Raw genomic sequence first — 22,879 nt, forward strand, 5'->3', positions numbered from 1 at the left:
GGAAAACACGGGGGTGACGGGGGACACGGGGGAAGGAACCGGTTGCTGCGGGGCCGTTCGCGGTGCCGTAGCACCGGCGCCCCCCGCCCGCCCACCGCCGGCCTCCTGGACCGTACGGCGGCAGGTGGGACGGAGGCAGGGCAGGAGGATGAGCGAATTCCTTTCCGCGGCACTCGCCTTCCCGGCCGTCGTCTTCGGCGCCGCCCTGGTCGTCGTCGTCTGCTTCTGGCTCCTGGTGCTGGCCGGAGCCGCAGGGCACGACTCCTTCGACACCGACCTCGACAGCGAAGCGGTCGGATTCGGCGGGGTGCCCGTCTCCGTCTCGGTGTCACTGTTCGTCGTCGTCGCCTGGTTCACCGGCCTCACCGGCTCGGTCCTGGTGCTCCGCAGCGGAGCGGCCGGCACCCTGCGGGCCGTGTTCCACCTCGCCGTACTGGCGGGGGCGCTCCTGATCGCCTGGGGGGTGGTCCGCATGGTCATACGCCGCTTCCGCCGGTTCTTCCCCGCGGAACCTCCTCCATCCCGGCAGGACTTCGTGGGTCAGGTCTGCACGATCCGCACGGGCTCCGTCAGCGCCGACTTCGGGCAGGCCGAGGTCGCAGCCGCCGACGGTTCCACCGCGATCGTCCAGGTGCGGCAGCCGCTGGGGCCGTCCACGCCGGGTGACACGTTCACCTCCGGCAGCACGGGGCTCCTCTACGCGTACGACGCCGACGGCGAGTTCTTCTGGGTCTCGCCGTACGACGCGGCGCTCGCCCCGCGCCCGCTGCCGCGCAAGGCCGTCTGACCCTCTCCCCCGCCCTCCGGGCCCCGGCCCGTGGTTCCGCGTGCCGTCATGCGGGGCGCTCCCTTCGTCTTCGTACGTCTCACCAGCCGCCAAGGACTGACATGGATGCCATCTCCTTGGGCGTCGGCGTGCTCATCGCCGTCGTCCTGCTCATCGCCGTCGCTCTCGTCTTCGTCATCACCCGTCTCTTCCGCAAGGTCGAGCAGGGGAAGGCGCTGATCATCTCCAAGACCAAGAAGGTCGACGTCACCTTCACCGGTGCCGTGGTCCTCCCGGTGCTGCACAAGGCCGAGACCATGGACATCTCGGTGAAGACCATCGAGATCCGCCGTACCGGCCGCGAGGGCCTGATCTGCCAGGACAACATCCGCGCCGACATCCACATCACCTTCTTCGTCCGCGTCAACAAGACCGTCGAGGACGTCATCAAGGTCGCGCAGGCCATCGGGACGGAGCGGGCCAGCGACAAGGCCGCCATCCAGGAGTTCTTCGCCGCGAAGTTCTCCGAGGCGCTCAAGACCGTCGGCAAGCAGCTGGACTTCGTCGACCTGTACACCAAGAGGGAGGAGTTCCGGGACCGGATCATCCGGGTCATCGGTACCGACCTGAACGGCTATCACCTCGACGACGCCGCGATCGACTACCTCGAGCAGACGCCGATGGCGCAGCTCGACGGCGCCAACATCCTCGACGCGCAGGGCATCCGGAAGATCACCGAACTGACGGCGATCGAGCACGTGCGGACCAACGAGTTCCAGCGCACCGAGCAGAAGGAGATCACCCGGCAGGACGTCGACGCCCGCGAGACCATCCTGGAGCTGGAGCGCCGGCAGGCCGAGGCCGAGATCAAGCAGCGCCGCGAGGTCGAGACGCTGCGGGCCCGGGAGGAGTCGGCCACCGCCCGGGTGCAGGAGGAGGAGCGGCTCGGTTCGCAGAGCGCGTTCATCCGTACCGAGGAACAGCTCGGCATCCAGCGGGAGAACCAGGCCCGGGAGGTCGCCGTAGCGCAGAAGAACCGCGAGCGGGTCATCGCCGTGGAGAACGAGCGCATCGAGAAGGACCGGCTCCTGGAGGTCATCGGGCGCGAGCGGGAGACCGAGCTGAACCGGATCGCCGCGACGAAGGAGGTCGAGGCCGAGCGCCGTGAGGTCGCTGACGTGATCCGGGAGCGGATCGCGGTGGACCGCACGGTCGCCGAGCAGGAGGAGTCGATCCTGACCCTGCGGTCCGTCGAGGAGTCGGAGCGCACCCGCAGGTCCGTCATCATCGCGGCGGAGGCGGAGGCACAGGAGAAGCTGGTCAAGGACATCAAGGCGGCGGAGGCCGCGGAGGCGGCGGCGGTCCACCTGGCTGCCGAGCAGCTGACACTCGCGGACGCCCGGCTGAAGACGGCCGACCTGGACGCCCGGGCGAAGCAGCGGCTGGCGGAGGGCATCCAGGCGGAGAGCGCCGCGGCGGGTCTCGCGGAGGTCAGGGTCCGGGAGGCGGAGGCCGACGTCACGGAGAAGGCCGGTCTCGCCGAGGCCCAGGCCACGGAGGCCCGGCTCAGGGCCGAGGCGGAGGGTGCGCGCCTCAAGGCACTGGCGGCCGCGGAGGGGACCCAGGCACAGGCGTCCGCCGACGCGGCGGTGATCGGCGAGAAGCTGCGGGCCGAGGCCGAGGGGCTCACCCAGAAGGCCGCGGCGATGGCGGCACTCGACGAGGCGTCGCGCGGGCACGAGGAGTACCGGCTGAGGCTGGAGGCGGAGAAGGAGATCCGGCTCGCGGAGTTCGACGTCCGGCGCCAGATCGCGGAGTCCCAGGCGACGGTCCTGGCGACGGGACTGGAGAACGCGGACATCGACATCGTCGGCGGGGACTCGGTCTTCTTCGACCGGCTCGTCTCGTCGGTCTCCATGGGCCGGAGCGTGGACGGTTTCGTCGAGAACTCGAAGACGGCGCAGGCACTCGCGGGACCGTGGCTCGACGGCAGCGGGTCGTTCACCGACGACCTGACCCGGGTGCTGGGGTCCGTGTCCACAGGGGATGTGCAGAACCTGACGGTTTCGGCACTGCTGATGCGGCTGATGCAGACGCCGGGGGCTGCCTCGGGACAGGTGAAGCAGCTGCTCGCCGCCGCGGAGGAGCTGGGGCTGGCCGGGATGACGGTGTCGTCCCCGGCGGGAGGGGCCCCGGCGAACGGAACGGCGCAGGAGCCGTCGCTGAACGGGGCGCCCGTCGTATAGGGGCGGTTCCGTCCGGTGGGGCCGGGGCTGCCCCGGCCCCACCGGACGGAACCGGGCCGGCCCTGCCCCGGCTGCCCGGGGCGGTTCGAACCGTGCCGGTCGCCAGGGCGGGGAACCGTCCCGGTGCCCGGGTCCGGGCGCACCCCCGTGCCGGCCGGCGGGGCGGGGATCCGCGCCGTGGGAAGGGGCCGCCGATGGCTTCGGACGGCCCGGCTTGTCGAACGTCATCTCGTAGGGAGCCTTTACGCATGGACCGCGACGTCACCCTCACCGACGCCGACGCCGACGCATACGAGGTACTGCGCCGACGGCTCCGGGACCAGGCCGACGAGCTGGTCCGGCGGGCCGAGGGGCTCGACGCGCGGCGGACCGAGGAGTTCGGCTCCACCGGCCTGCACCTGCTGGCCACCGAACAGGTGCGCACGGAACACGCCTCGGTCGCCCGGGATATCGCCGCCGTGGGCGGGCGCCTGCTCTTCGGCTTCGAGCGCGGTCCGGGTGCGCGCGAGGACGCCGGGGTCGGTGACGTACTCGTCCTGCGCGGGGCCGGCCTGGAGGAGACTGACGCGGGCCTGCTGTCCGACGAGGCCTTCGTGCGGGAGTTCGCCGGCCTGCACCGGTACTTCCGGGATGCCCGGCTGCTCCGGCTGCGGCGCGTCAACGGCCGGCTGCTCGCGGTGTTCCGTACCGGCGAGACCGCCGAGGACATCCGGGTCCTGCGCTGGGAACTGGGCCCGGACGGTGCTCCCGGGCCGTTCCTCGACGCGCGTGGCGACCGTGACCACGTCTTCCCGCCCTCGCACGACTTCCGGTGGACCCCCGCCGGGCGGGACGCCCATGTGCCCGGCCGGCACCCGCACATCTCCGTCCTGGACACCATCCTCGTCGACACCCTGGGCGGCACGCTCACCGTCAGGACCGCCGACGGCGGCGAATCCCCCGAGGGGATGTACGAGGAGCCCGTCGACGAGCCGTTGCAGTCCCTGGCGGACGCCGCCGTCGAATACGCCGCCGTCGGTCCGCTGATCCTGCTGCGGGTGCGCCCGTACAAGGAGGAGGCCTGGCGGCACCTGGTCTTCAACACGCTGCTGTCCACCGTGCGGCGCCTCGACGCGATCGGCCCGTCCTGCCTGCGGCTCCCCGAGGACCAGGGGATCATCTTCCCCGGTGGTCACTACCTCGCCACCGGTACCGCGAGGACCTTCGACACCGCCGGTGAACTCGTCGACCCCGTCTTCGAAGGCTCGGTCCGCTCGCCCAACGGCGAGGACGTGCTGTACGTCTTCCGGTCCCGGGACGGGAGCCGCACACTGCTCCTCCCCTACAACGTCATCCGCCAGGAGGTCGCCACCCCTCTGCTCGGCCGGGGCCACGCCCTCCTCGACGACGGCACCCTGATCCTGCTGAAGGACGGCGAGGACGGGCCGGGACGGGTCCACCCGCTGCAGCGCTGGCAGACCCCCTTCGTCTCGGACACCTACGCCGCCGCCCGTCCCGCCGGCACGGGACCGCTCGCCCGGACCGGGAACGCCGACCTGGTGCGCGGGATCTCCGACTGCCTGGCCCTGGCGCACGGGGTACGGGACATGACGCCGACCACCGCCGTGTACAGCAGGCTCGTCGCCGACTGCGGCCGGGCGGGCGACCGCTACCACTGGCTGGCCGACCCCGCACTGGGCGCGCTCGCCGAGCCGCTGGAGGAACTGGGCGCCACCGCCCGTCAGATCCTGGCCGAGTTCGAGACGGTCCAGGAGCTGACCGGGCAGGCCGCCGCCGCGCTCGACGAAGCGGCCGACGGGCTCACCGCCCTGGTCCGCCGCATCCGGGGCGAGGCACCGCGCTCGGCCGCGGCCTGGGTCACCGGCCTGACCGGACTCCGCCGTGCCCATGGACACCTGGCGACCCTCGCCGACATGCGGTACGCCGACACGGACCGCATCACCGCGCTCCGCGAGGAGACCGCACAGGATCTGGAATCGGCCGCCCGGAGGGCGATCGCCTTCCTCGCCCGCGAGGACGCCTTCGCCGGCTACCACGAGGACCTCGCACGGATCACCGCCACGGTGGACGGGCTGGACACCGTCGCCGACGCCGTCTCGGCCGGCGACCGCCTCACGGAGATCACGGACGGCCTCAGCGCGGTCACGGACGTCGTCGCCGGGCTCGACATGGGTGACGCCACCGTCCGCACGTCGGTCCTGGAGCGGATAGCCGAGGTCCTGGGCGGCGCCAACCGCGCCCGCGCGACCCTCGACGCCCGGCGCAGGGAGCTCGTGTCCCAGGAGGGGCAGGCCGAGTTCGCCGCCGAGTTCGCCCTGCTCGGGCAGGCAGTCACGGGGGCGCTCGCCTCCGCGGACTCCCCGGATTCCTGCGACGAACAGCTGGCTCGTGTGCTGCTCCAGATGGAGAACCTGGAGTCCCGCTTCGCGGAGTCCGACGATTTCCTGGTCAGGATCGCCGAGCGCCGTACGGAGGTGTACGAGGCGTTCTCGGGCCGGAAGCAGACGCTGCAGGACGCCCGCGCCCGGCGCGCGGAGCGGCTCATGGAGTCCGCGGCCCGGGTCCTGGAGACGGTCTCCCGGCGGCTGACCGGGCTGGAGGACCTGGACGCCGTCCACACGTACTTCTCCTCCGACCCCATGGTCGCCAAGGTCCGTCGCACCGCCGATGAGCTGCGGGCGCTCGGCGACCCGGTGCGGGCCGAGGAGCTGGACGGCCGGCTGAAGGCGGCCCGGCAGGAGGCCGGGCGCGCCCTGCGCGACCGGGGCGAGCTGTACGCGGACGGCGGCTCGGTGATCCGGCTGGGCCGGCACCGGTTCGCGGTGAGCCGGCGGCCGTTCGACCTGGCCCTGGTCCCGTCCGGCGACGGTATCGCCTTCGCGCTCACGGGCACGGACTACCGGGCGCGGGTCACCGACCCGGAGTTCACGGCGACCCGTGCGTACTGGAACCAGCTGCTTCCCTCGGAGTCACCGGAGGTCTACCGCGCGGAGCACCTGGCCGCCAGGCTCCTCGACGAGCACGGCGCCGAGGCCCTGGCCGGCGCGGATCTCACCGCACTCGTGCGGGACGCGGCAGCGGCGGCGTACGACGAGGGCCATCAGCGGGGCGTCCACGACGAGGACGCCCTCGCCGTCCTGACCGTCCTGCTGCGGCTGCTCGCCGGGGCGGGCCTGCTGCGCTTCCCGCCGTCGGTGCGCGCGACGGCGCAGCTCTTCTGGGCACATGAGGCCGATGAGGAGCTGCGTACGTCCTGGGCGCGCCAGGCCGGCTCGCTGGCGCGCGCCCGCGACACCTTCGGTCTCGCCCCCGCCATCACCGCGCTCCAGGACGAGTGGGCGGCGGCGATGCGGTCGGGGGTGGACGTCGCCGAGTACCTCTTCGAGGAGCTGGCCGGCGGTCCCGACGGGTTCGTCACCAGCGCCCCGGTCCGCACCTTCCTCGACAAGTTCCGTCGCGCCGTGGGCACTTCGGCGTACGACGAGGATCTGGCCGCTCTCTCCGGCGACCTCCCGGCCCGGCACCGGCTGGTGGAGGGCTGGCTCAGGTCGTACGCCGCCGCGAGCGGCTCCGACGCGGACGACGGGGACCTCGCGGAGGCGGTGGCCGTGGAGCTGTGCCCCGGCCTGGCGCGGTACGACTGCGACGCGCCGCTCACCGGGACGGTGGAGGGCCTCCTGGGGGACCACCCGCGCGTGGCCCGGGGGCGGCTGCCGGTCCGGCTGGACGAACTGCTCTCCCGTACAGCGGAGTTCCGCGCCCGCGCCGTGCCGGGTTTCCGCGCGTACCAGCGGCTGCGCAACACCCTGGTCGCGGCCGAACGCTCCCGGCTGCGGCTGGACGACCACAGGCCGCGCGCCATGCCGGCGTTCGTGCGCAACCGGCTGGTGGACGAGGTGTACCTCCCGCTGATCGGCGACAGTCTGGCCAAGCAGCTCGGCACCGCGGACGGGGACCGGCGCACCGACTCGCAGGGTCTGCTGCTGCTCGTCTCACCGCCCGGCTACGGCAAGACGACGCTCGTGGAGTACGTCGCGGAGCGGCTCGGGATGGTGCTCGTCAAGGTGAGCGGTCCGAATCTCGGCCACGAGGTGACGTCCCTCGACCCGGCCATGGCCCCCGGCGCGTCCGCCCGCCATGAGATCGAGAAGATCAACTTCGCGCTGGCGGCGGGCAGCAACACCCTTCTCTACCTGGACGACATCCAGCACACCTCACCGGAGCTGCTCCAGAAGTTCATTCCGCTCTGCGACGCCACCCGCAGTGTCGAGGGTGTGCACGAAGGTCGGCCACGCACGTACGACCTGCGGGGAAAGCGGTTCGGCGTGGTGATGGCGGGCAACCCGTACACCGAGTCCGGCTCCCGCTTCCGGATTCCGGACATGCTCGCCAACCGGGCCGACGTCTGGAATCTCGGCGAGGTCCTCAGCGGGCGGGACGAGGTGTTCGCGATGAGCTTCGTCGAGAACGCCCTGACGGCCAACCCGGTGCTGGCCCCGCTGGCCGCCCGTTCGCGGAGCGATCTCGACCTGCTCCTGCGCATCGCGTCGGGTACCGGCCCCACGGCGCACGCCGACCGGCTGGAGCACGCGTACGCGCCCGCCGAACTGGACCGGACCGTCTCCGTCCTGCGCCATCTGCTCACCGCCCGGGACACCGTCCTGGCGGTGAACGCGGCGTACATCGCGTCGGCGGCGCAGACGGACTCGACGCGCACCGAGCCGCCGTTCCGTCTGCAGGGCTCGTACCGCGACATGAACAAGATCGCGGAGCGGATCGTGCCCGTGATGAACGAGGCCGAGCTCGCCGCCGTCATCGACGACCACTACGCGGGAGAGGCCCAGACCCTGACCACGGGCGCCGAGTCGAACCTGCTGAAGCTGGCCGCTCTCCGGGGCACGCTCACCCCGGCGCAGGCGGAGCGCAAGGCGGCGGTCGACTCCGCCTACGTACGCACGCAGGCCCTCGGCGGCCCGGAGGGCGACGCGGCCTCCCGCGCGGTCGGGGCGCTCGGGCTGCTGGCGGACCGGATCGCGGCGGTCGAGGCCGCCATCGAGCGCGCGGCGGGGCCCCGCCACCCGGTCACGGACGCACGTCCCCGTCACGCGATGATCACCGACACGCCCGACTGAACCGGAGGGACCAAGGCATGCTGGGTGCCGTGTCAACACTTCCTCATCAGCCTCAACGCCCCACGACCAGCGGCCACATGGTGGTCTGCGGCGACGACACCCTCGCCCGCCGGCTCGCCGTGGAACTGCGATACGTGTACGGGGAGCGGGTCACGCTCCTGGTCCCGCCGGGCCGCGAGGCCGCCAGGCCCGAGCTGCCGCTGACCCAAAGGGCCCGTGCGGTGACGCTGTTCGGGCGCATGTCGGCGGCGATGAGCCGCAACGGGGCGGCCGGCGGCGCGGGTGACAACGACACGAACGCCGGGGTCGAGTCCGTCCGCATCATGGAGGCGCACGAGCCCTCCGACGACGTGCTGGAGGAGGCGGGCGTCGACCGGGCCGCCGCGCTCGCGCTCGTCTACGACGACGACGAGCTCAACATACGTGCCGCGCTGACGGCCCGTCGGCTCAATCCGCGCCTGCGCCTCGTCATCCGGCTCTACAACCGCAAGCTCGGCCAGCACCTGGAGACGCTGCTCGACCAGGCGGCGGCCGTCTCCATGCCCGGTCTCGACCCGACGGCCCTGGACGCCTCCACCACCGTCCTGTCCGACGCCGACACGGCCGCCCCCGCCCTGGCGGCCACCGCGCTGACCGGCAGCAGCAAGGTCATCCAGGCCGAGGGCCTGCTCCTGCGCGCCGTCGAACGCACCCCGCCCCGGCCGGGCGAACTCGCCGACCCGGGGCTCTGCACCCTGGCCCTGCTCTCCTCCACCAGCCAGGACCCGGCGGGCGCCGAGGGCTCCGACAGCAGTGGTGCGGAGGGACCCCAGCTCCTGCCCGACCTGGCGACGGTGAACGCGGCAACGGGCCGGGGCACGATCGTCCTGGAAGCCATCAGCCAGGCGGGGCCCGACCGGGCACCCACCCGCATGGGCGGCAGGGGCGCACCGCTGGGCCAGGTCTTCTCGCGGCGGCTGCGCTGGTCGGCGCTGGGGGTCGCGGCAGCCGTCGTGGCCCTGGCCGTGGCCTCGGTGATCACCACGGGCGAAAGCCCGCTGCACGCCACCTATCTGACCCTGCTCGACCTGCTGGCGATGGGTGACCCCGCGGTCGAGGGCACCGACTCGGCGTCCCGCCAGGTCATCCAGCTGCTCTCCGGCATGGCAGGACTCCTGCTGCTGCCCCTGCTGGTCGCCGCCGTCCTGGAGGCGTTCGGCTCGCTGCGCACCGCGTCCTCGCTGCGCCGGCCCCCGCGCGGCCTGTCCGGCCATGTGGTCCTGCTGGGTCTCGGCAAGATCGGCACGCGGGTCCTGGTGCGCCTCCGGGAGCTGGACATCCCCGTGGTGGTCGTCGAGGAGGACCCGGAGGCGCGGGGCATCCCGCTCGCCCGAAGCCTGCACGTCCCTACGGTCCTGGGCGATGTGACCCAGGAGGGCGTCCTGGAGGCGGCCAAGATTCGCCGGGCCCGCGCGCTGCTGGCCCTGACCAGCGTCGACACGACGAACCTCGAAGCCGCGCTCTACGCCCGCTCGGTGAAGCCGGACCTGCGGGTGGCGTTGCGCCTGTACGACGACGAGTTCGCCACCGCCGTCTACCGCACCCTGCGCACGGCCCATCCGGGGGCCCTGACCCGCTCCCGCTCCGTGTCCCATCTGGCCGCGCCCTCGTTCGCGGTCGCCATGATGGGCCGGCAGATCCTGGGCGCCGTCCCGGTGGAGCGCAAGGTGATGCTCTTCGCGGCCCTGGAGGTGGCGGGGCACCCCCAGCTGGAGGGCAGGACCGTCGACCAGGCATTCCGGGCGGGCGCCTGGCGGATCCTGGCCCTGGACGCCACCCCGCCGGCCGACCGGATCCCCGACCTGGCCGCCGTGCCGCCGTACGACCCGCAGGACCCCACGGGTCAGGCGGCCCCGGACCGGCCTTCCGGCCTGGTCTGGGATCTGCACCCGGGCTATGTGCTGCGGGGTGAGGACCGGGTGGTGATCGCCGCGACCCGGCGCGGTCTGGCCGAGCTGCTGCGCAGGCAGCGGACGGTGGCCCGCCCCTGAGCCGCGCCGCCCGTGGGCGGCCCGCGGCTTCCAGCCGATGAGGGCCGCCTTCGGGCGGACCACGCAGGACTCGTCGCCCTCCGGGGCGGCCCCCGGCACCGTCCAAGGACTCGTCGCCCTCCCCTCCGGACCGGCCGGCACCGTCCAGGACTCGTGGCCGCTCTGCCCCTCCCCCCTACCGGAACATCCCCATCGCTTCCCGGACCTCCCGCAGCGTCGCCTCGGCCACGGCGTTGGCCCGCTCGTTCCCGTCACGCAGTACGCCCCGTACGTGGCCCATGTCCTGCTCGTACTCCGCGCGCCGGGCGCGGATCGGGGCCAGCGCCGCGTTGACGGCCTCGGTCACGGTCCGCTTGAGCCCGGCCGCACCGCTGTTCCCGATCTCCTCGGCGACCTCGTGCGGGTCGCGGTCCATGCAGAGCGCGGCCAGCAGAACCAGGCTCGACACCCCGGGCCGCTGGACCGGGTCGTAGGTGATGTGCCGGTCGGCGTCGGTGGTGGCGCCCTTGATCAGCCGGGCGGTCTCATCGGCGTCGGCCCTCAGGGCGACGGAGTTGTTGCGGCTCTTGCTCATCTTCGTGGCGTCGGTGCCGAGCAGCATGGGAGCGGCGGAGAGCAGCGCGTCGGGTTCGGGGAACACGTCTCCGTACCGCTCGTTGAAGCGCCGGGCGACGGTGCGGGTGATCTCCAGGTGCGGCAGCTGGTCCTGGCCGACGGGCACGAGGTTCCCCTTGCAGAAGAGGATGTCGGCGGCCTGGTGCACCGGGTAGGTGTACATGAGACCGCTGACGGCGGACTGCCTGGAGTGCGCGATCTCGTCCTTGACGGTGGGGTTCCGGCCGAGCTCCGCGACGGAGACGAGGGACAGGAACGGCAGCAGCAGCTGGTTGAGGGCGGGTACCGCGCTGTGGTTGAAGACCGTCGTACGGGCGGGGTCGATACCGATGGCGAGATAGTCCAGGAGCAGGCCCTCCACGTGCTCGGTGAGCCGCTCGGCGACGTCCCGGTCGGTGAGGACCTGGTAGTCGGCGATGAGCACGAAGACGTCCACGCCGAGGTCCTGGAGGCGGACCCGGTTGTGGAGGGTGCCGAAGTAGTGGCCGAGGTGCAGGGCACCGGTGGGTCTGTCGCCGGTGAGGACACGGAAACGGCCGGGGTCCAGGGCGAGCTGCTGCTCCAGCTCGGCGCTGCGGCGGACGGCGGGGCTGACGGACAGGCCGTCGGTGGTCAGGGTCACGGGGCTCTCCTCGCTGGTGGTGTGCACGTGGAGGACGGCCCGTCGCAGGTACCGGGGCAGAGATGAGGGCCGTCCGAATGTCGAACGGCCCTGGTTCCGCGCAGATGAAGGTGGCCGCTCCTAGGAGGAGCGCCACCAGTTCCGGCACGGTACGGAGGTCATGGGGGCGAGTCTAGTGCGCACCGGTCCCGGAAAGCTGGGTTGTCGCTCCGCCCTGGAGCCCCGGCCGTGCACGCACAGGCAACCATCGGTCGCGCGTCCGCTACCGGCCGGCGAGGCCGCCCACGTAGAACGGAAGCATGACCGGCAGGCCCTCGCACAAGCCCTGACCAGGGTGCGCGGACCGCCCCGCGGACCTCCCGGAGCAGGCGGAACGGACCTCCCGGAGCGGGCGGAATAGAGAAAGGGAGCGCTCCGTTGTAGGGTGTGTCGATATAGTTCAACGTTCAACCAACTCGCTCAACACTTTTTGGAGGCGGGCGCCATGCAGTTCGGGATCTTCACCGTCGGGGATGTCACCACCGACCCCACGACCGGTACGACACCGAGCGAGAACGAGCGGATCAAGGCGACCCTCGCGATCGCGCTCAAGGCCGAGGAAGTGGGCCTGGACGTCTTCGCGACCGGCGAGCACCACAACCCGCCGTTCGTCCCGTCCTCGCCGACGACCACGCTCGGTTACATCGCCGCCCGCACCGAGAAGCTGATCCTCTCCACCTCCACCACGCTGATCACCACCAACGACCCTGTGAAGATCGCCGAGGACTACGCCACGCTCCAGCACCTGGCCGACGGCCGCGTCGACCTGATGATGGGCCGCGGCAACACCGGGCCGGTGTACCCGTGGTTCGGCAAGGACATCCGCCAGGGCATCCCGCTCGCGATCGAGAACTACGCGCTGCTGCACAAGCTGTGGCGCGAGGACGTCGTCGACTGGGAGGGGAAGTTCCGCACCCCGCTCCAGTCCTTCACCGCGACCCCGCGTCCGCTGGACGGCGTTCCGCCGTTCGTGTGGCACGGCTCGATCCGATCCCCGGAGATCGCGGAGCAGGCCGCGTTCTACGGCGACGGGTTCTTCCACAACAACATCTTCTGGCCCATGGAGCACACCAAGAAGATGGTCGCCCTCTACCGCAAGCGCTACGCCCACTACGGGCACGGCACCGCCGAGCAGGCCATCGTGGGCCTCGGCGGCCAGGTGTTCATGCGGAAGAACTCGCAGGACGCGGTGCGGGAATTCCGCCCGTACTTCGACAACGCGCCGGTCTACGGGCACGGGCCCTCGCTCGAGGACTTCACCCAGCAGACCCCGCTGACCGTCGGCTCCCCGCAGGAGGTCATCGAGCGGACCCTGTCCTTCCGCGAGGACGTCGGTGACTACCAGCGCCAGCTGTTCCTGATGGACCACGCGGGGCTGCCGCTGAAGACGGTCCTGGAGCAGCTCGACATCCTGGGCGAGGAGGTCGTGCCCGTACTGCGCAAGGAGTTCGCCCGCCTGCGCCCGGCCGGAGTGCCGGACGCGCCCGTCCACCCGGCGGTCACCGCGGCCCGCGCCGCCGCCGACGCCGACCCGAAGGAGCTTCGATGACCATGCCCGCCACGGCCCCCCTGAAGATCGTCGCGGTCGCGGCCGGACTGAGCAGCCCTTCTTCGACCCGGCTGCTGGCCGACCGGCTCGCCGAGGCCGCCCGTGAGGAGCTGGCGGCCGGCCAGGACCGCGGCGTCGAGGTCCAGGTCGTCGAGCTGCGCGATCTCGCCGTCGACATCGCCAACCACCTCGTCACCGGCTTCCCGCCGACCGGCCTGAAGAAGGCGCTCGACGCGGTCACCGGTGCGGACGGGCTGATCGCGGTGACGCCTGTCTTCACCGCCTCGTACAGCGGGCTGTTCAAGTCCTTCTTCGACCTGATCGACAACACCGCGCTGACGGGCAAGCCCGTCGTGATCGCGGCGACCGGCGGGACCCCCCGGCACTCGCTGGTCCTGGAGCACGCGCTGCGTCCGCTCTTCGCCTACCTGCGGGCAGTCGTCCTGCCGACCTCCGTGTACGCGGCGTCGGAGGACTGGGGCTCGCACGGGGACGAGTACACCGACGGGCTGCCCTCCCGGATCCGGCGCGCGGGACGCGAGCTCGCCTCCGCCGTCACGGGGCGGACCGTCTCCGGCGCCACCCGGGCCCTCACCCTCGACGACGGCGAGGACGCGGTCGTCCCGTTCGCGCAACAGCTCGCGGATCTGCGGATCAGCTGACCACGGCATCGGGGGCCGACCGGCCCCCGATGTCCGGTTTGATTACAGTTGCTCACTGTATGCCGTGCATGTTCGAACACACTGGAGGCAGACATGGGCAGGATCGTCGTGGGCGTCGACGGATCGGACGCATCGGTCAAGGCGCTGCGCTGGGCCGTACGCCAGGCCGAACTGACCGGCGACACCGTGGAGGCGGTGAACAGCTGGGAGTACCCCGCGACCAGCTGGGGGTCCCTGATGCCGGGCATGCCGGAGGACTTCGACCCGCAGGCGGTGGCGACCGTGGCACTCACCGAGGCGCTGGAGGAGGCTCTCGGCGCCGAAGGGGCGGCGGCGGTCGAGAAGATCGTCGTCATCGGCAATCCCGCCCAGTCACTGCTGGACCGCTCCAAGGGGGCGAACCTGCTGGTCGTCGGCGCCCGCGGCTACAGCGGCTTCAAGGCGACGCTGCTCGGCTCGGTCAGCCTCCATGTCACCCAGCACGCCACGTGCCCGGTCACCGTCGTCCGCGACTGATCGGCCGGAACGAACCGATCCCGCCTCACACGGGCGGGCGGGCCCCGGCACACGGAACGGCCCACCCGCCCGTGGCTCGTCGGGCCCGGGGCGTGATGTGCCGGCCTGGGGCCGCGATGTCAGACCCAGGGCGTGACCTGTCGGCGGGGCGTGACCTGTCGGCCTGGGCGTGACCTGTCGGCCTGGGTCACGGAATCAGCGCCCCGGGACGTGAATCCGTCCCCGGGACGTGAAGCCGGCCCTGGGACGTGAAGTCAGCCCTGGGACGTGATGTGGCCGATCACCCGGTCGAACTCCTTCGTGGGCGAGAAGTCCACGAATTCACAGTCCTCCAGAGCCTCGGGCACGTGCCCGGGCGGCCAGTAGAAGGCCTGGCCCTCCTCGTAGACGTCGTACGCCTCCGGGTCCGCGCCGGTCCGCAGCTTCAGCCGGCCCTTGAGGAGGTAACCCCAGTGGGGGCAGGGGCACATGTCGTCGGGAAGACCCTTGAGCGCCGGGCCCATGTCCGCACCCTTGACGAGCCGGATCAGGGCGACGCTCAGGTCACCGCCGAGCTCTTTCTTGCGCAGCTCCGCCTCGTCGGTCTGGATCGCAACGGGCGTCTCGTTCCATGTCGTCGCCGTCATGGCTCCTCCAGAGCCGGTCCACGTCCCCCTTCCAGTCTGGGCCGGGCACCGGCGGGGCGCGATGCCGGACGGCACGCCCCGCCGTCTCTCCCACCCTCCGCCGTCACTTCCGGTTGTACAGCCTCATCGTCACCGCGCCGAAGACCACAACGAAGAGCGCGGACCAGCCCAGCGACCAGGCGATGTCGGTCGCGGGCCAGTTACCGGCCATCAACTCCCGCACCGCCGCGGCGAGATGCGTCACCGGGCTGTTGTTCACGAACACCTGCAGCCATCCCGGCATCGTCGCGGGGTCCACGAAGACGTTGCTCAGGAAGGTCAGCGGGAAGATCACCATCATGCTGACGCCCATCACCGACTTCTCGGTGCGCAGCATCAGCCCGAACATCGTCCAGACCCAGGAGAACGCGAACGAGAACACCAGCAGCAGCGCGACACCCGCCAGGACCCCCGGCACCCCGCCGTCAGGCCGGTAGCCGATGACCATGCCCACCACGAGCATCACGGCCGAGGCCAGGAGATAGCGCACGACGTCGCCGAGCAGGTAGCCGACCATCGGGGCCGGCCGCCAGATCGGCAGAGTGCGGAAGCGGTCGAACACGCCCTTCGCGATGTCGGTGTTGACCGCGACCCCCGTGTACATCGTGATCATCACAACGCTCATGACGAGGATCCCGGGCAGCAGGAACTGGATGTAGCCCTCGGTGGAGCCGGCCAGCGCCCCTCCGAACAGGTACGTGAACATCAGCACCATCATGATCGGGAACACCGTCACATCGAACAGTTGTTCAGGAACATGCTTGATCTTCAGCATCGCCCGCCACCCGAAGGTGAGCGACGCCGACAGCGCGCCAGGCCGGCTCGGCCGCTCCTGGCCGACCAGCAGTGAGGCCAGCGTCTCCGCGTCCGGTGCGGCGAGCTCCACGTCGTCGCGGTCGGTCCTGGTGGGCGCGGTGCTCATGCCGCCACCCCCTTCTTGTCCGTGAGCGCGAGGAAGACCTCGTCGAGACTGGGCTGGCCCAGTGCGAAGTTGTCCACGTGGATGCCGCACCTGGCCAGCTCCGCCAGCGCCCGGGAGGCCTGCTCGGCCGCCCCCTTCTCGGAGCCGTGCCCACCGACCCTGGCGGTCAGCGCCACCGGGTCGTGGTCCAGCTGCACCACCGCGTCCAGCGCGAGCGCCAGCACCCGCTCCGCCTCGGGGCGCTGCGCGGGGTCGCGCAGGCGCAGATGGACGGAGCCGGCGCCGACGGATGCCTTGAGCTCGCCCTTCGTACCTTCCGCGATCACCTTGCCGTGGTCGATCACGGCGATGCGGGAGGCCAGGTGGTCGGCCTCGTCCAGGTACTGGGTGGTCAGCATGACCGTCGTGCCCTGGGCCACGACGGCGCGCACGATGTCCCACACCTGATTGCGGCTGCGCGGGTCGAGCCCGGTGGTCGGCTCGTCGAGGAAGAGCAGATCCGGCGTGTTCAGGATCGAGGCCGCGATGTCGATCCGCCGCCGCATGCCGCCGGAGTAGTTCTTCACCTGCTTGCCCGCCGCCTCGGTCAGCCCGAAGGCCTCCAGCAGCTGCGCGGCCCGGGCCCTGGCGGCGGGTCTGCCGTGGCCGAGCAGCCGGGCCAGCAGCACCAGGTTCTCCGTACCGGTCAGGTCCTCGTCGACCGAGGCGTACTGCCCGGTGAGACTGACGCGGCTGCGGACCGTGTCGGCGTCCTTCACGACGTCGTGGCCGAAGACCCGCGCCCGGCCCGCGTCCGGTCGCAGCAGTGTCGCCAGCATCCTCACCGTGGTGGTCTTCCCGGCCCCGTTGGGCCCCAGGACTCCGTAGACGGTTCCCGCGGGAACGGCGAGATCGACGCCGTCCACCGCGCGGTTGTCGCCGAAGACCTTCACCAGCCCCGTGGTCTCGATGGCCAGTTCAGTGCTCATGTGCCCTTCCTTGCCGACGGGTCGAGGGTCGGCGGTGTCTGTCGGGGGCGACTGTTCCTGCCGAGGAGGCGGCGGTGCGTCTGGCAGGAGCGGCGGTTCCTGTCGAGGATCGACAGCGTCTGTCGATGGCGGATACACGCCACGATGGCACGTGCTCCTCGGCCGCGGAGCCGATCGGAGGAAGAGGACGGACCGAGGGGCGCGGCCGCCGGATCAGGTCCGGCGGCCGCGCCCCTCGGTCCGGAAGGACGGCCGGGTCAGTCCTCACGGGTGTAGTAGACGTAGAACATCACGCAGGACATCCCCACGGCGAGTGCGAGGCCTATCGCGCTCGACGTCAGCACGCTGTTGCCGTTCAGGCTGGAGAGGAAGCCGACCGCGCCCCCGGTGAGCGCACCGAACGCCGCGGCCCTCAGCTCTCGGGGCAAGGCCCACCGGACCTGCACGAGCGCGTAGCAGAGCACGGCGAAGGCCACCCCGGAGACGACACCGAGCCAGATCTGCCCACCGGTGGTCGCACCGCCGTCCCGATTGATGAAGAAGGCCCAGAAGCCGACGATCACACCCAGCGCGAGCGGCATCGCCCAGGCCAGCGCCGTGTGCCCGTGGCGCTCCGGAGTACGGGCCTGCGATCGGCGGCGCGTCGGCATCGTTGCGTGTGTGGCCATGGCGCACAACTCCTTCCGTCCGCCCCCGTCCCTGTGTTCATCCAGCGCACACCCGGCAGGGCCGCCCGGCAACTCGAATGGCGTACCGCCCGGGGCGCCCCGCCGCCGCACGGGATTGGCTGGAGCCCGTGCGGACCTATCTCTCAGCGGCTCTGTCGGCGGTACTGCTCGTCCTGCTGGCCGTGCTGGTCCCGTTGAGCGCGCTCTCGGCGTGGGTGGATCTGGAGCTCGACGACACCGACCGGTATCTGGCCTCCGTCTCCCCGCTCGCCTCCGACACCGATGTGCAGAACACCGTGGCCACGCTGGTCACGGACGAGGCGATGAAGAACATCGACGTCGGGCCGCTCCAGGAGACGGTCGAGCAGTTCCTGCACGAGACCGCCCTGTCGTTCACCACGACCGAGGCCTTCCAGCGCGCCTGGGACAGCGCGAACCGCACGGCGCACCAGGCCGTGACGGCCTCGCTGCACGGGGACGACGGACAGGCGGTGACCATCGATCTCGCGCCGGTGATCGAGGAGGTCAAGAAGGAACTGGTCAGCAGCGGGGTGCCGTTCGCCGACCGGATCCCGGTCAGGGAGACCTCGATCACCGTCCTGTCCGCCGACCGCGCCGACGACCTGCGGTCCTCTTTCCGGTGGCTGCGGTACTGCAGTGTCTGGCCCGCCGTGGGGACGGTGGTGCTGCTCGTCCTGGTGCTGGGTCTCGCCCTCGTACGCGGTGGCCTCCGGGCCGGGCTGACGACCGCGGCCGTGGCCGGCGGCGGGCTGGTGCTCGGCGCGGCCCTCCTGCGGATCGCCGTCGCCGTCGGCCGCGCCCGGGTGCTGGACGAGGTGTCCGGAACCGACCGGGACGGGGCCGCCGCGGTGTACGACGCACTGACCGCCTCCCTGCGGACGACGGTGTGGATCGTGCTCCTGGTGGGGGCGGTCCTGGCGGTCGTCGGGGTGGTGGGACGGGTCCTTGCGGGCAGGCGGGGCTAGCTACGGTGCGCAGGGTCCGATGTGCGTGGGGGCGGAGGCCGGGCGACAGTGGGACTCGTGGGAGCGGGGGCGAGTGAAAGGTCTGCCGTATGCGAGCCATCGCCGTCAGCGCGTTCCGCACCGAGCCCTGTCTCGTCGAGGTGCCGAAGCCCGGTCCTGAGGCGGGCGAGGTGCGGGTGAAGGTGGAGTACGCGGCACTCAACCCGCTCGACTGGCAGATCGCGGACGGCGCTCCGGCCGGAGCCGTCCGCCCTGTCTTCCCACTCGTCCTGGGCACCGACTTCGCGGGCAGGGTGGACATGATCGGCAGCGGAGACAACGTCTTCCGGGTCGGCGACCCCGTCTTCGGACGGGTGACGGCACCGCCGCTCGGACGCTGCGGCGCGTACAGCGAATACGTGTGCGTCCCGCAGGACTCCCCGATCTCCCTGGTCCCGGGCGACATGCCCCTCCGGATCGCGGCGGCACTCCCGTCGGCCGGGACGACCGCCACGCAGATCCTTTCGAGCACTGCCGTGCGCAGCGGACTGAGCCTGCTCGTCATCGGGGCGACCGGCGGGGTCGGCAGTTTCCTGACGCAGCTGGCGGCCGCCCGGGGGACGGGGGTCGTCGCCGCGGTGCGGGGCGACGAGGGGCGGCGGATGGCGGCGCTCGGCGCCACCCTCACCGTCGACACGACAGCCGGCTGCGAAGCGCTGGAAGCCGGGGTGCTCGAGCTGTACCCGCACGGCGTCGACGCGCTCGTCGACCTCGTGTCCACGGACACCGCCTCCTTCGCCGCCCACGCGGCGCTGGTGCGCGACGGCGGGGTCGCGGTCACCACCAGGGGCGTCGCGGCACCTCCGGGCGTCGCCTGGGTGGACTTCCGGCTCGCCCCGGCCGCCGCACCCCTGGAGGAGCTGGCCTCGTCGGTGGCACGCGGTGAGCTGCTCGTGCCCCTCGACATGGAGCTGCCTCTGGAGAAGGCGCCCCAGGCACTCGTCCAGAACCGCGCGGGCGGAGCGCGCGGCAAGACCGTCTTCGTCATCTGAGGAACACCGGACCGGGAGAGCTCATGGCCGACCAGGACATCTTCGACGACATCGACGGGCTGATCACCGAGGAGCGCGCCCTGCGTGCCCGCTCCACCGCGGAACTGGGCCTCTCCGCCGAGGAGCACTCCCGGCTGCGTGAGGTGGAGGTGCAGCTGGACCAGTGCTGGGACCTGCTGCGGCAGCGGCGCGCGCTCAGCGAGTACGGCGACGACCCGTCGGAGGCGCGGGTACGCCCAGCCGACGAGGTGGAGGGCTACCGGAGCTGAGGGCCCGCAGCGGAAGCGGACACGGCGGCGGACGGCCCGGTCCGGCTCGGTGCTCCGGACGGGAGAGCCCTAGTCGGCGGTCGGGCCCCTGCCCTGGAGGCGCTCCATCTCGCGGCGGTCCCGCTTGGTCGGGCGGCCCGCGCCACGGTCGCGGACCGGGATCTGGACCGCCGCCTCGCGCGGCGGCGGGGGCGGGCTGTTGTCGACGAAGCACTCCGCCGCCACCGGCGGGCCCACCCGCTTCTTCACGATCTTGGAGACGACAACGACCCGGTCCCGGCCCGCGTGCCTCAGCCGCACCTCGTCGCCCGTGCGCAGGGCCTGGGCGGGCTTCGCGCGGTCGCCGTTGACCCTCACGTGTCCCGCACGGCAGGCAGCAGCGGCCTGCGACCGCGTCTTCGTCAGCCGGACCGCCCAGATCCAGGCATCGACCCGGACGCTTCCCTCCGCCTGCGGCGCCTCACCGGAAACCATGCGTACGACTTTAGACCGATGAAGCGCCCCGGTGGGCTCGGGAGCCGAAGCCGCTGATGACGTATCCCACGTCGTAGCTGTACGGCTCCCACCCGTCCCGAATCTGTGCTCACTGAGCGACCACAGATTCGGGACGGGTGGGGTAGTACTTCTTCGTGGCCCGGTCGAAGAAGCTGACCCGTATGCCCTTCTCGCGTACGGATCAACTTCTTCGTGGCCCGGTCGAAGAAGCTGACCCGTATGCCCTTCTCGCGTACGGATCGGCCGACGCACCTGATGTGGCATCAGGCACGCCGGCCGGTCACGCCGGCGACGCAACGCTGTCCCCGTGAACACACGTGGACGAAGCCCATCAGGCGCGCACAGCACGGCACAGGCCGCAGGACGGCTTCCGGTTCCGGAGATGCGGTCCGTAGGGCTTCCGGCGTCTCAGACGCCGATGTCCCTGCCGTCCTTGCGCCAGACCGCGACGACCGACGGACGGACGATCCTGCCCGGCCCGTCCGGCCAGGCACTCGCCGGCTTCTCGACGGAGGCCCCGTCGACCTCACCCGGGTGCTGCACCGCGACGAGGACACGGCGGTCCTGAATGACAGGTCCGCAGGTCTCCGCGCCGGTCGGCACCGTCAGGAACTGCTTGAGCTCGCCCCTTCGTTCGCCCTGCGTCGCGACGCCGAACAGACCGTCGTGCGAGCCGAGCTGTGCACCGTCGGTGGAGATCCACAGGTTGCCGTGGTCGTCGAAGGCCACGTTGTCCGGGCAGGAGATGGGGCTGACCTTGTCCTTCGGGAATCCCGCGAAGTAGGTCGCCGGGTCCTCCGGGTCGCCCGCGACGAGGAAGAGCCGCCAGGCGAAGCCGTCGGCCGCAGGGTCGTCCCAGTTCTCCGCGAGCTCCAGGATCTGGCCGTGCTTGTTCGCGTTGCGCGGGTTGGCCTCGTCCGCGCCGGGCTTGCCCGCCTTGCCGCGGTCGGTGTTGTTCGTGAGCGCCACGTAGACCCGGCCGGTGCGCGGCGAGGGTTCGACGTCCTCGGGGCGGTCCATCTTCGTCGCGCCTACCTTGTCACCGGCCAGGCGCGTGAAGACGTACACCTCGTCGGCACTCATGCCGGGCACGTGCGAGGTGTCGCCGGTGGCGAGCGGGATCCACACACCGCTGCCGTCGAACTCACCGTCCGAGGGGAGCTTGCCCGTGCCGTCGAACTCACCGGCAGGGGAGTCACCGGTCAGCTTGGCGACGTAGAGCGTGCCCTCGTCCAGCAGGGTCAGGTTGTGCTCACGGGCCGCCCGCGAGTTGCCCTTCTTCATCCGCTTGCTGGAGACGAACTTGTAGAGGTAGTCGAAGCGCTCGTCGTCGCCCATGTAGACGACCGGGCGGCCGTCGGCGGTCAGCCGGGGCTGCGCCGCCTCGTGCTTGAAGCGGCCGAGAGCGGTCCGCTTGCGGGGCGTGGAGTCGGGGTCGTACGGGTCGAGCTCGACGACCCAGCCGAAGCGGTGCGCCTCGTTGGGCTCCTGCGCCAGGTCGAAGCGCTTGTCGAACCGCTCCCACTTGCGCTCCGTCGCGGCCGTACCGATGCCGTACCGCTTGTCGGTGTCGCTGGAGCCGTTGGCGAAGTACTGGTTGAAGTTCTCCTCGCCGTGCAGCGTGGTGCCCCACGGAGTGGTGCCGCCCGCGCAGTTGTTGAGGGTGCCGAGCACCTTGCGGCCGGTGCGGTCGGCGGAGGTACGGAGCAGAGGGCTGCCGGCGGCCGGTCCCGTGACCCGGAATTCGCTGGTCACGGTGAGGCGGCGGTTCAGCGGGTGCCGGTTGACCGGCGCGAGCCTGCCGGTGCGGTTCTCCTCCTGCACGACGACCACGGAGAGTCCGTGCGCCGCCCACGCGATCTCGACCTGCTCGCGGGTCGGGCTGGCCGGATCGTAACCACGGAACATCAGGATCTCGTCCGTGTACTCGTGGTTGGCGACCAGCACCTGACGGCCGCGCTCACCACGGAGCGGGAGCAGGGAGAGGAAGTCGTTGTTGTAGCCGAACTGGCCCGCCTGCGCCTTCGCGGACTGCTTGTCCGGATCGAAGGCGGGAGCACCACGCAGGATCGGTTCACCCCAACGGATGACGACGTTCTGGCCGTAGCCCTCGGGGATCGTGACCTTGTCGTCCTTGTTGGGCGCCACCGCCGCGAAGCGCAGGCCCCGGGCATCCGAAGGGGTGGGATTCGGCTTGCCGCCGGGCCGGCCCGCGAGCGGCGCGGCCTCGGCGCTCGGTGCCGCCGGACCGCCGAGAGCGGCCGTTCCGGCGGCGGCGGCCACGGTCACCACGGCGGCGGCGCGCATCATCGACCGGCGTGACAGGGCACCGGCGATGATGTCGCCGGCGTACTCGTTGTCACTCGTGTTCGGGATCTCCTGGAAGCAGGCGTCACCGCAGCGATAGCGGCAGGTCAGCGCAGAGCGCCCGCCCGGGTGCGAGCCGAGTAGCGGCAGCATTTTGCGCACGATTTTCGTCCCTCCGTCTGTGTGTCACGCGTGACGGTAGGTGCGTATCCACGCCGTACGTGGGACTGCCGGTGAACAGAGGGTGAAGTCCGGGACACTGCTGCGCTCCCGGCTCGTCCGGGCCTCGTCCGGGACTCGTCCAGGACTCGTTGACGACTCGGTCGGAGCTCGGTTGACGCAGGGGCGGGCCGCGCCGCCGAACGGCCGGATCCGGCCGCTAACCTTACGT

The 22,879-nt window shown here is 71.6% G+C and carries 17 protein-coding genes; 10 read left to right on the forward strand and 7 right to left on the reverse strand.

Annotated features, from left to right (window positions below):
• The first annotated feature begins 148 nt into the window (after positions 1 to 148).
• From HED23_RS34230 to HED23_RS34245, 4 genes are all read left to right on the forward strand, one after another.
• A complete protein-coding gene (locus tag HED23_RS34230; protein ID WP_203187179.1) occupies positions 149 to 787 on the forward strand; it encodes a hypothetical protein in 639 nt (212 codons plus the stop codon).
• A 101-nt stretch (positions 788 to 888) separates the two neighbouring features.
• Positions 889 to 3,012 (forward strand): flotillin family protein, encoded by a 2,124-nt coding sequence (locus tag HED23_RS34235; RefSeq protein ID WP_203187180.1) that lies wholly within the window; start codon positions 889 to 891, stop codon positions 3,010 to 3,012.
• A 248-nt stretch (positions 3,013 to 3,260) separates the two neighbouring features.
• Positions 3,261 to 8,144 carry a DNA repair ATPase gene (locus HED23_RS34240; RefSeq protein ID WP_203187181.1) on the forward strand — a complete coding sequence of 1,628 codons (4,884 nt, stop codon included), beginning with the start codon at positions 3,261 to 3,263 and terminating at the stop codon, positions 8,142 to 8,144.
• 17 nt (positions 8,145 to 8,161) lie between these two features.
• Positions 8,162 to 10,174: an NAD-binding protein gene (locus tag HED23_RS34245; protein WP_203187182.1), complete on the forward strand. Its 2,013-nt coding sequence runs from the start codon at positions 8,162 to 8,164 to the stop codon at positions 10,172 to 10,174.
• Between the two features lie 175 nt (positions 10,175 to 10,349).
• Here HED23_RS34245 and trpS read toward each other — a convergent pair whose 3' ends face one another.
• Positions 10,350 to 11,411 carry a tryptophan--tRNA ligase gene (trpS, locus tag HED23_RS34250; RefSeq protein ID WP_203187183.1) on the reverse strand — a complete coding sequence of 354 codons (1,062 nt, stop codon included), beginning with the start codon at positions 11,409 to 11,411 and terminating at the stop codon, positions 10,350 to 10,352.
• Positions 11,412 to 11,895: 484 nt separating this feature from the next.
• On the opposite strand from trpS, the gene HED23_RS34255 reads away from it, so the two are divergent.
• The 3 genes from HED23_RS34255 (at position 11,896) to HED23_RS34265 (ending at position 14,177) form a co-directional block, all read left to right on the forward strand.
• The gene (locus HED23_RS34255) at positions 11,896 to 12,999 is read left to right on the forward strand and encodes an LLM class flavin-dependent oxidoreductase (protein WP_203187184.1); all 1,104 of its coding nucleotides are present in this window, start codon (positions 11,896 to 11,898) and stop codon (positions 12,997 to 12,999) included.
• 2 nt (positions 13,000 to 13,001) lie between these two features.
• The gene (locus tag HED23_RS34260) at positions 13,002 to 13,661 is read left to right on the forward strand and encodes an FMN reductase (RefSeq protein WP_203187758.1); all 660 of its coding nucleotides are present in this window, start codon (positions 13,002 to 13,004) and stop codon (positions 13,659 to 13,661) included.
• 93 nt (positions 13,662 to 13,754) lie between these two features.
• Positions 13,755 to 14,177, forward strand: coding sequence for a universal stress protein (locus tag HED23_RS34265; RefSeq protein WP_203187185.1), 423 nt, complete (start codon positions 13,755 to 13,757; stop codon positions 14,175 to 14,177).
• Between the two features lie 254 nt (positions 14,178 to 14,431).
• Here the strand turns inward: HED23_RS34265 and HED23_RS34270 are convergent, their stop codons facing one another.
• From HED23_RS34270 to HED23_RS34285, 4 genes are all read right to left on the reverse strand, one after another.
• Entirely contained in the window at positions 14,432 to 14,803 is a 372-nt protein-coding gene (locus HED23_RS34270; protein ID WP_203187186.1) for a hypothetical protein, read from the reverse strand.
• Positions 14,804 to 14,906: 103 nt separating this feature from the next.
• Positions 14,907 to 15,764, reverse strand: coding sequence for an ABC transporter permease (locus tag HED23_RS34275; protein ID WP_203187187.1), 858 nt, complete (start codon positions 15,762 to 15,764; stop codon positions 14,907 to 14,909).
• Positions 15,761 to 16,732, reverse strand: a complete 972-nt coding sequence (locus HED23_RS34280) for an ATP-binding cassette domain-containing protein (RefSeq protein WP_203187188.1) — start codon at positions 16,730 to 16,732, stop codon at positions 15,761 to 15,763. The genes HED23_RS34275 and HED23_RS34280 overlap by 4 nt, the downstream gene beginning before the upstream one ends.
• Positions 16,733 to 16,989: 257 nt before the next feature.
• On the reverse strand, positions 16,990 to 17,400 hold the full coding sequence (locus HED23_RS34285) for a hypothetical protein (RefSeq protein WP_203187189.1): 411 nt from the start codon (positions 17,398 to 17,400) through the stop codon (positions 16,990 to 16,992).
• A gap of 128 nt (positions 17,401 to 17,528) precedes the next feature.
• On the opposite strand from HED23_RS34285, the gene HED23_RS34290 reads away from it, so the two are divergent.
• The 3 genes from HED23_RS34290 to HED23_RS34300 all read left to right on the forward strand — a co-directional run bounded on the left by HED23_RS34290 (position 17,529) and on the right by HED23_RS34300 (position 19,686).
• Positions 17,529 to 18,386, forward strand: a complete 858-nt coding sequence (locus tag HED23_RS34290) for a hypothetical protein (RefSeq protein ID WP_203187190.1) — start codon at positions 17,529 to 17,531, stop codon at positions 18,384 to 18,386.
• 89 nt (positions 18,387 to 18,475) lie between these two features.
• A complete protein-coding gene (locus HED23_RS34295) occupies positions 18,476 to 19,417 on the forward strand; it encodes an NADP-dependent oxidoreductase (protein WP_203187191.1) in 942 nt (313 codons plus the stop codon).
• A 23-nt stretch (positions 19,418 to 19,440) separates the two neighbouring features.
• Positions 19,441 to 19,686 carry a DUF2630 family protein gene (locus HED23_RS34300; protein WP_203187192.1) on the forward strand — a complete coding sequence of 82 codons (246 nt, stop codon included), beginning with the start codon at positions 19,441 to 19,443 and terminating at the stop codon, positions 19,684 to 19,686.
• A 69-nt stretch (positions 19,687 to 19,755) separates the two neighbouring features.
• Here HED23_RS34300 and HED23_RS34305 read toward each other — a convergent pair whose 3' ends face one another.
• A complete protein-coding gene (locus HED23_RS34305; protein WP_203187193.1) occupies positions 19,756 to 20,160 on the reverse strand; it encodes an RNA-binding S4 domain-containing protein in 405 nt (134 codons plus the stop codon).
• 429 nt (positions 20,161 to 20,589) lie between these two features.
• Entirely contained in the window at positions 20,590 to 22,641 is a 2,052-nt protein-coding gene (locus tag HED23_RS34310; RefSeq protein WP_420803065.1) for a PhoX family protein, read from the reverse strand.
• Positions 22,642 to 22,879: the final 238 nt, after the last annotated feature.

Source organism: Streptomyces pratensis, assembly GCF_016804005.1.
Classification (GTDB): domain Bacteria; phylum Actinomycetota; class Actinomycetes; order Streptomycetales; family Streptomycetaceae; genus Streptomyces; species Streptomyces pratensis_A.

Excerpts from the sequence above, each read along its gene's own strand:
- HED23_RS34280 (WP_203187188.1), bottom strand. The coding sequence starts at position 16,732 with ATGAGCACTGAACTGGCCATCGAGACCACGGGGCTGGTGAAGGTCTTC.
- HED23_RS34230 (WP_203187179.1), top strand. The coding sequence starts at position 149 with ATGAGCGAATTCCTTTCCGCGGCACTCGCCTTCCCGGCCGTCGTCTTC.
- HED23_RS34285 (WP_203187189.1), bottom strand. The coding sequence starts at position 17,400 with ATGGCCACACACGCAACGATGCCGACGCGCCGCCGATCGCAGGCCCGT.
- HED23_RS34310 (WP_420803065.1), bottom strand. The coding sequence starts at position 22,641 with ATGCTGCCGCTACTCGGCTCGCACCCGGGCGGGCGCTCTGCGCTGACC.
- HED23_RS34275 (WP_203187187.1), bottom strand. The coding sequence starts at position 15,764 with ATGAGCACCGCGCCCACCAGGACCGACCGCGACGACGTGGAGCTCGCC.
- HED23_RS34270 (WP_203187186.1), bottom strand. The coding sequence starts at position 14,803 with ATGACGGCGACGACATGGAACGAGACGCCCGTTGCGATCCAGACCGAC.
- HED23_RS34300 (WP_203187192.1), top strand. The coding sequence starts at position 19,441 with ATGGCCGACCAGGACATCTTCGACGACATCGACGGGCTGATCACCGAG.
- HED23_RS34240 (WP_203187181.1), top strand. The coding sequence starts at position 3,261 with ATGGACCGCGACGTCACCCTCACCGACGCCGACGCCGACGCATACGAG.
- HED23_RS34245 (WP_203187182.1), top strand. The coding sequence starts at position 8,162 with ATGCTGGGTGCCGTGTCAACACTTCCTCATCAGCCTCAACGCCCCACG.
- HED23_RS34305 (WP_203187193.1), bottom strand. The coding sequence starts at position 20,160 with ATGGTTTCCGGTGAGGCGCCGCAGGCGGAGGGAAGCGTCCGGGTCGAT.
- HED23_RS34265 (WP_203187185.1), top strand. The coding sequence starts at position 13,755 with ATGGGCAGGATCGTCGTGGGCGTCGACGGATCGGACGCATCGGTCAAG.
- HED23_RS34235 (WP_203187180.1), top strand. The coding sequence starts at position 889 with ATGGATGCCATCTCCTTGGGCGTCGGCGTGCTCATCGCCGTCGTCCTG.
- HED23_RS34255 (WP_203187184.1), top strand. The coding sequence starts at position 11,896 with ATGCAGTTCGGGATCTTCACCGTCGGGGATGTCACCACCGACCCCACG.
- HED23_RS34295 (WP_203187191.1), top strand. The coding sequence starts at position 18,476 with ATGCGAGCCATCGCCGTCAGCGCGTTCCGCACCGAGCCCTGTCTCGTC.
- HED23_RS34260 (WP_203187758.1), top strand. The coding sequence starts at position 13,002 with ATGCCCGCCACGGCCCCCCTGAAGATCGTCGCGGTCGCGGCCGGACTG.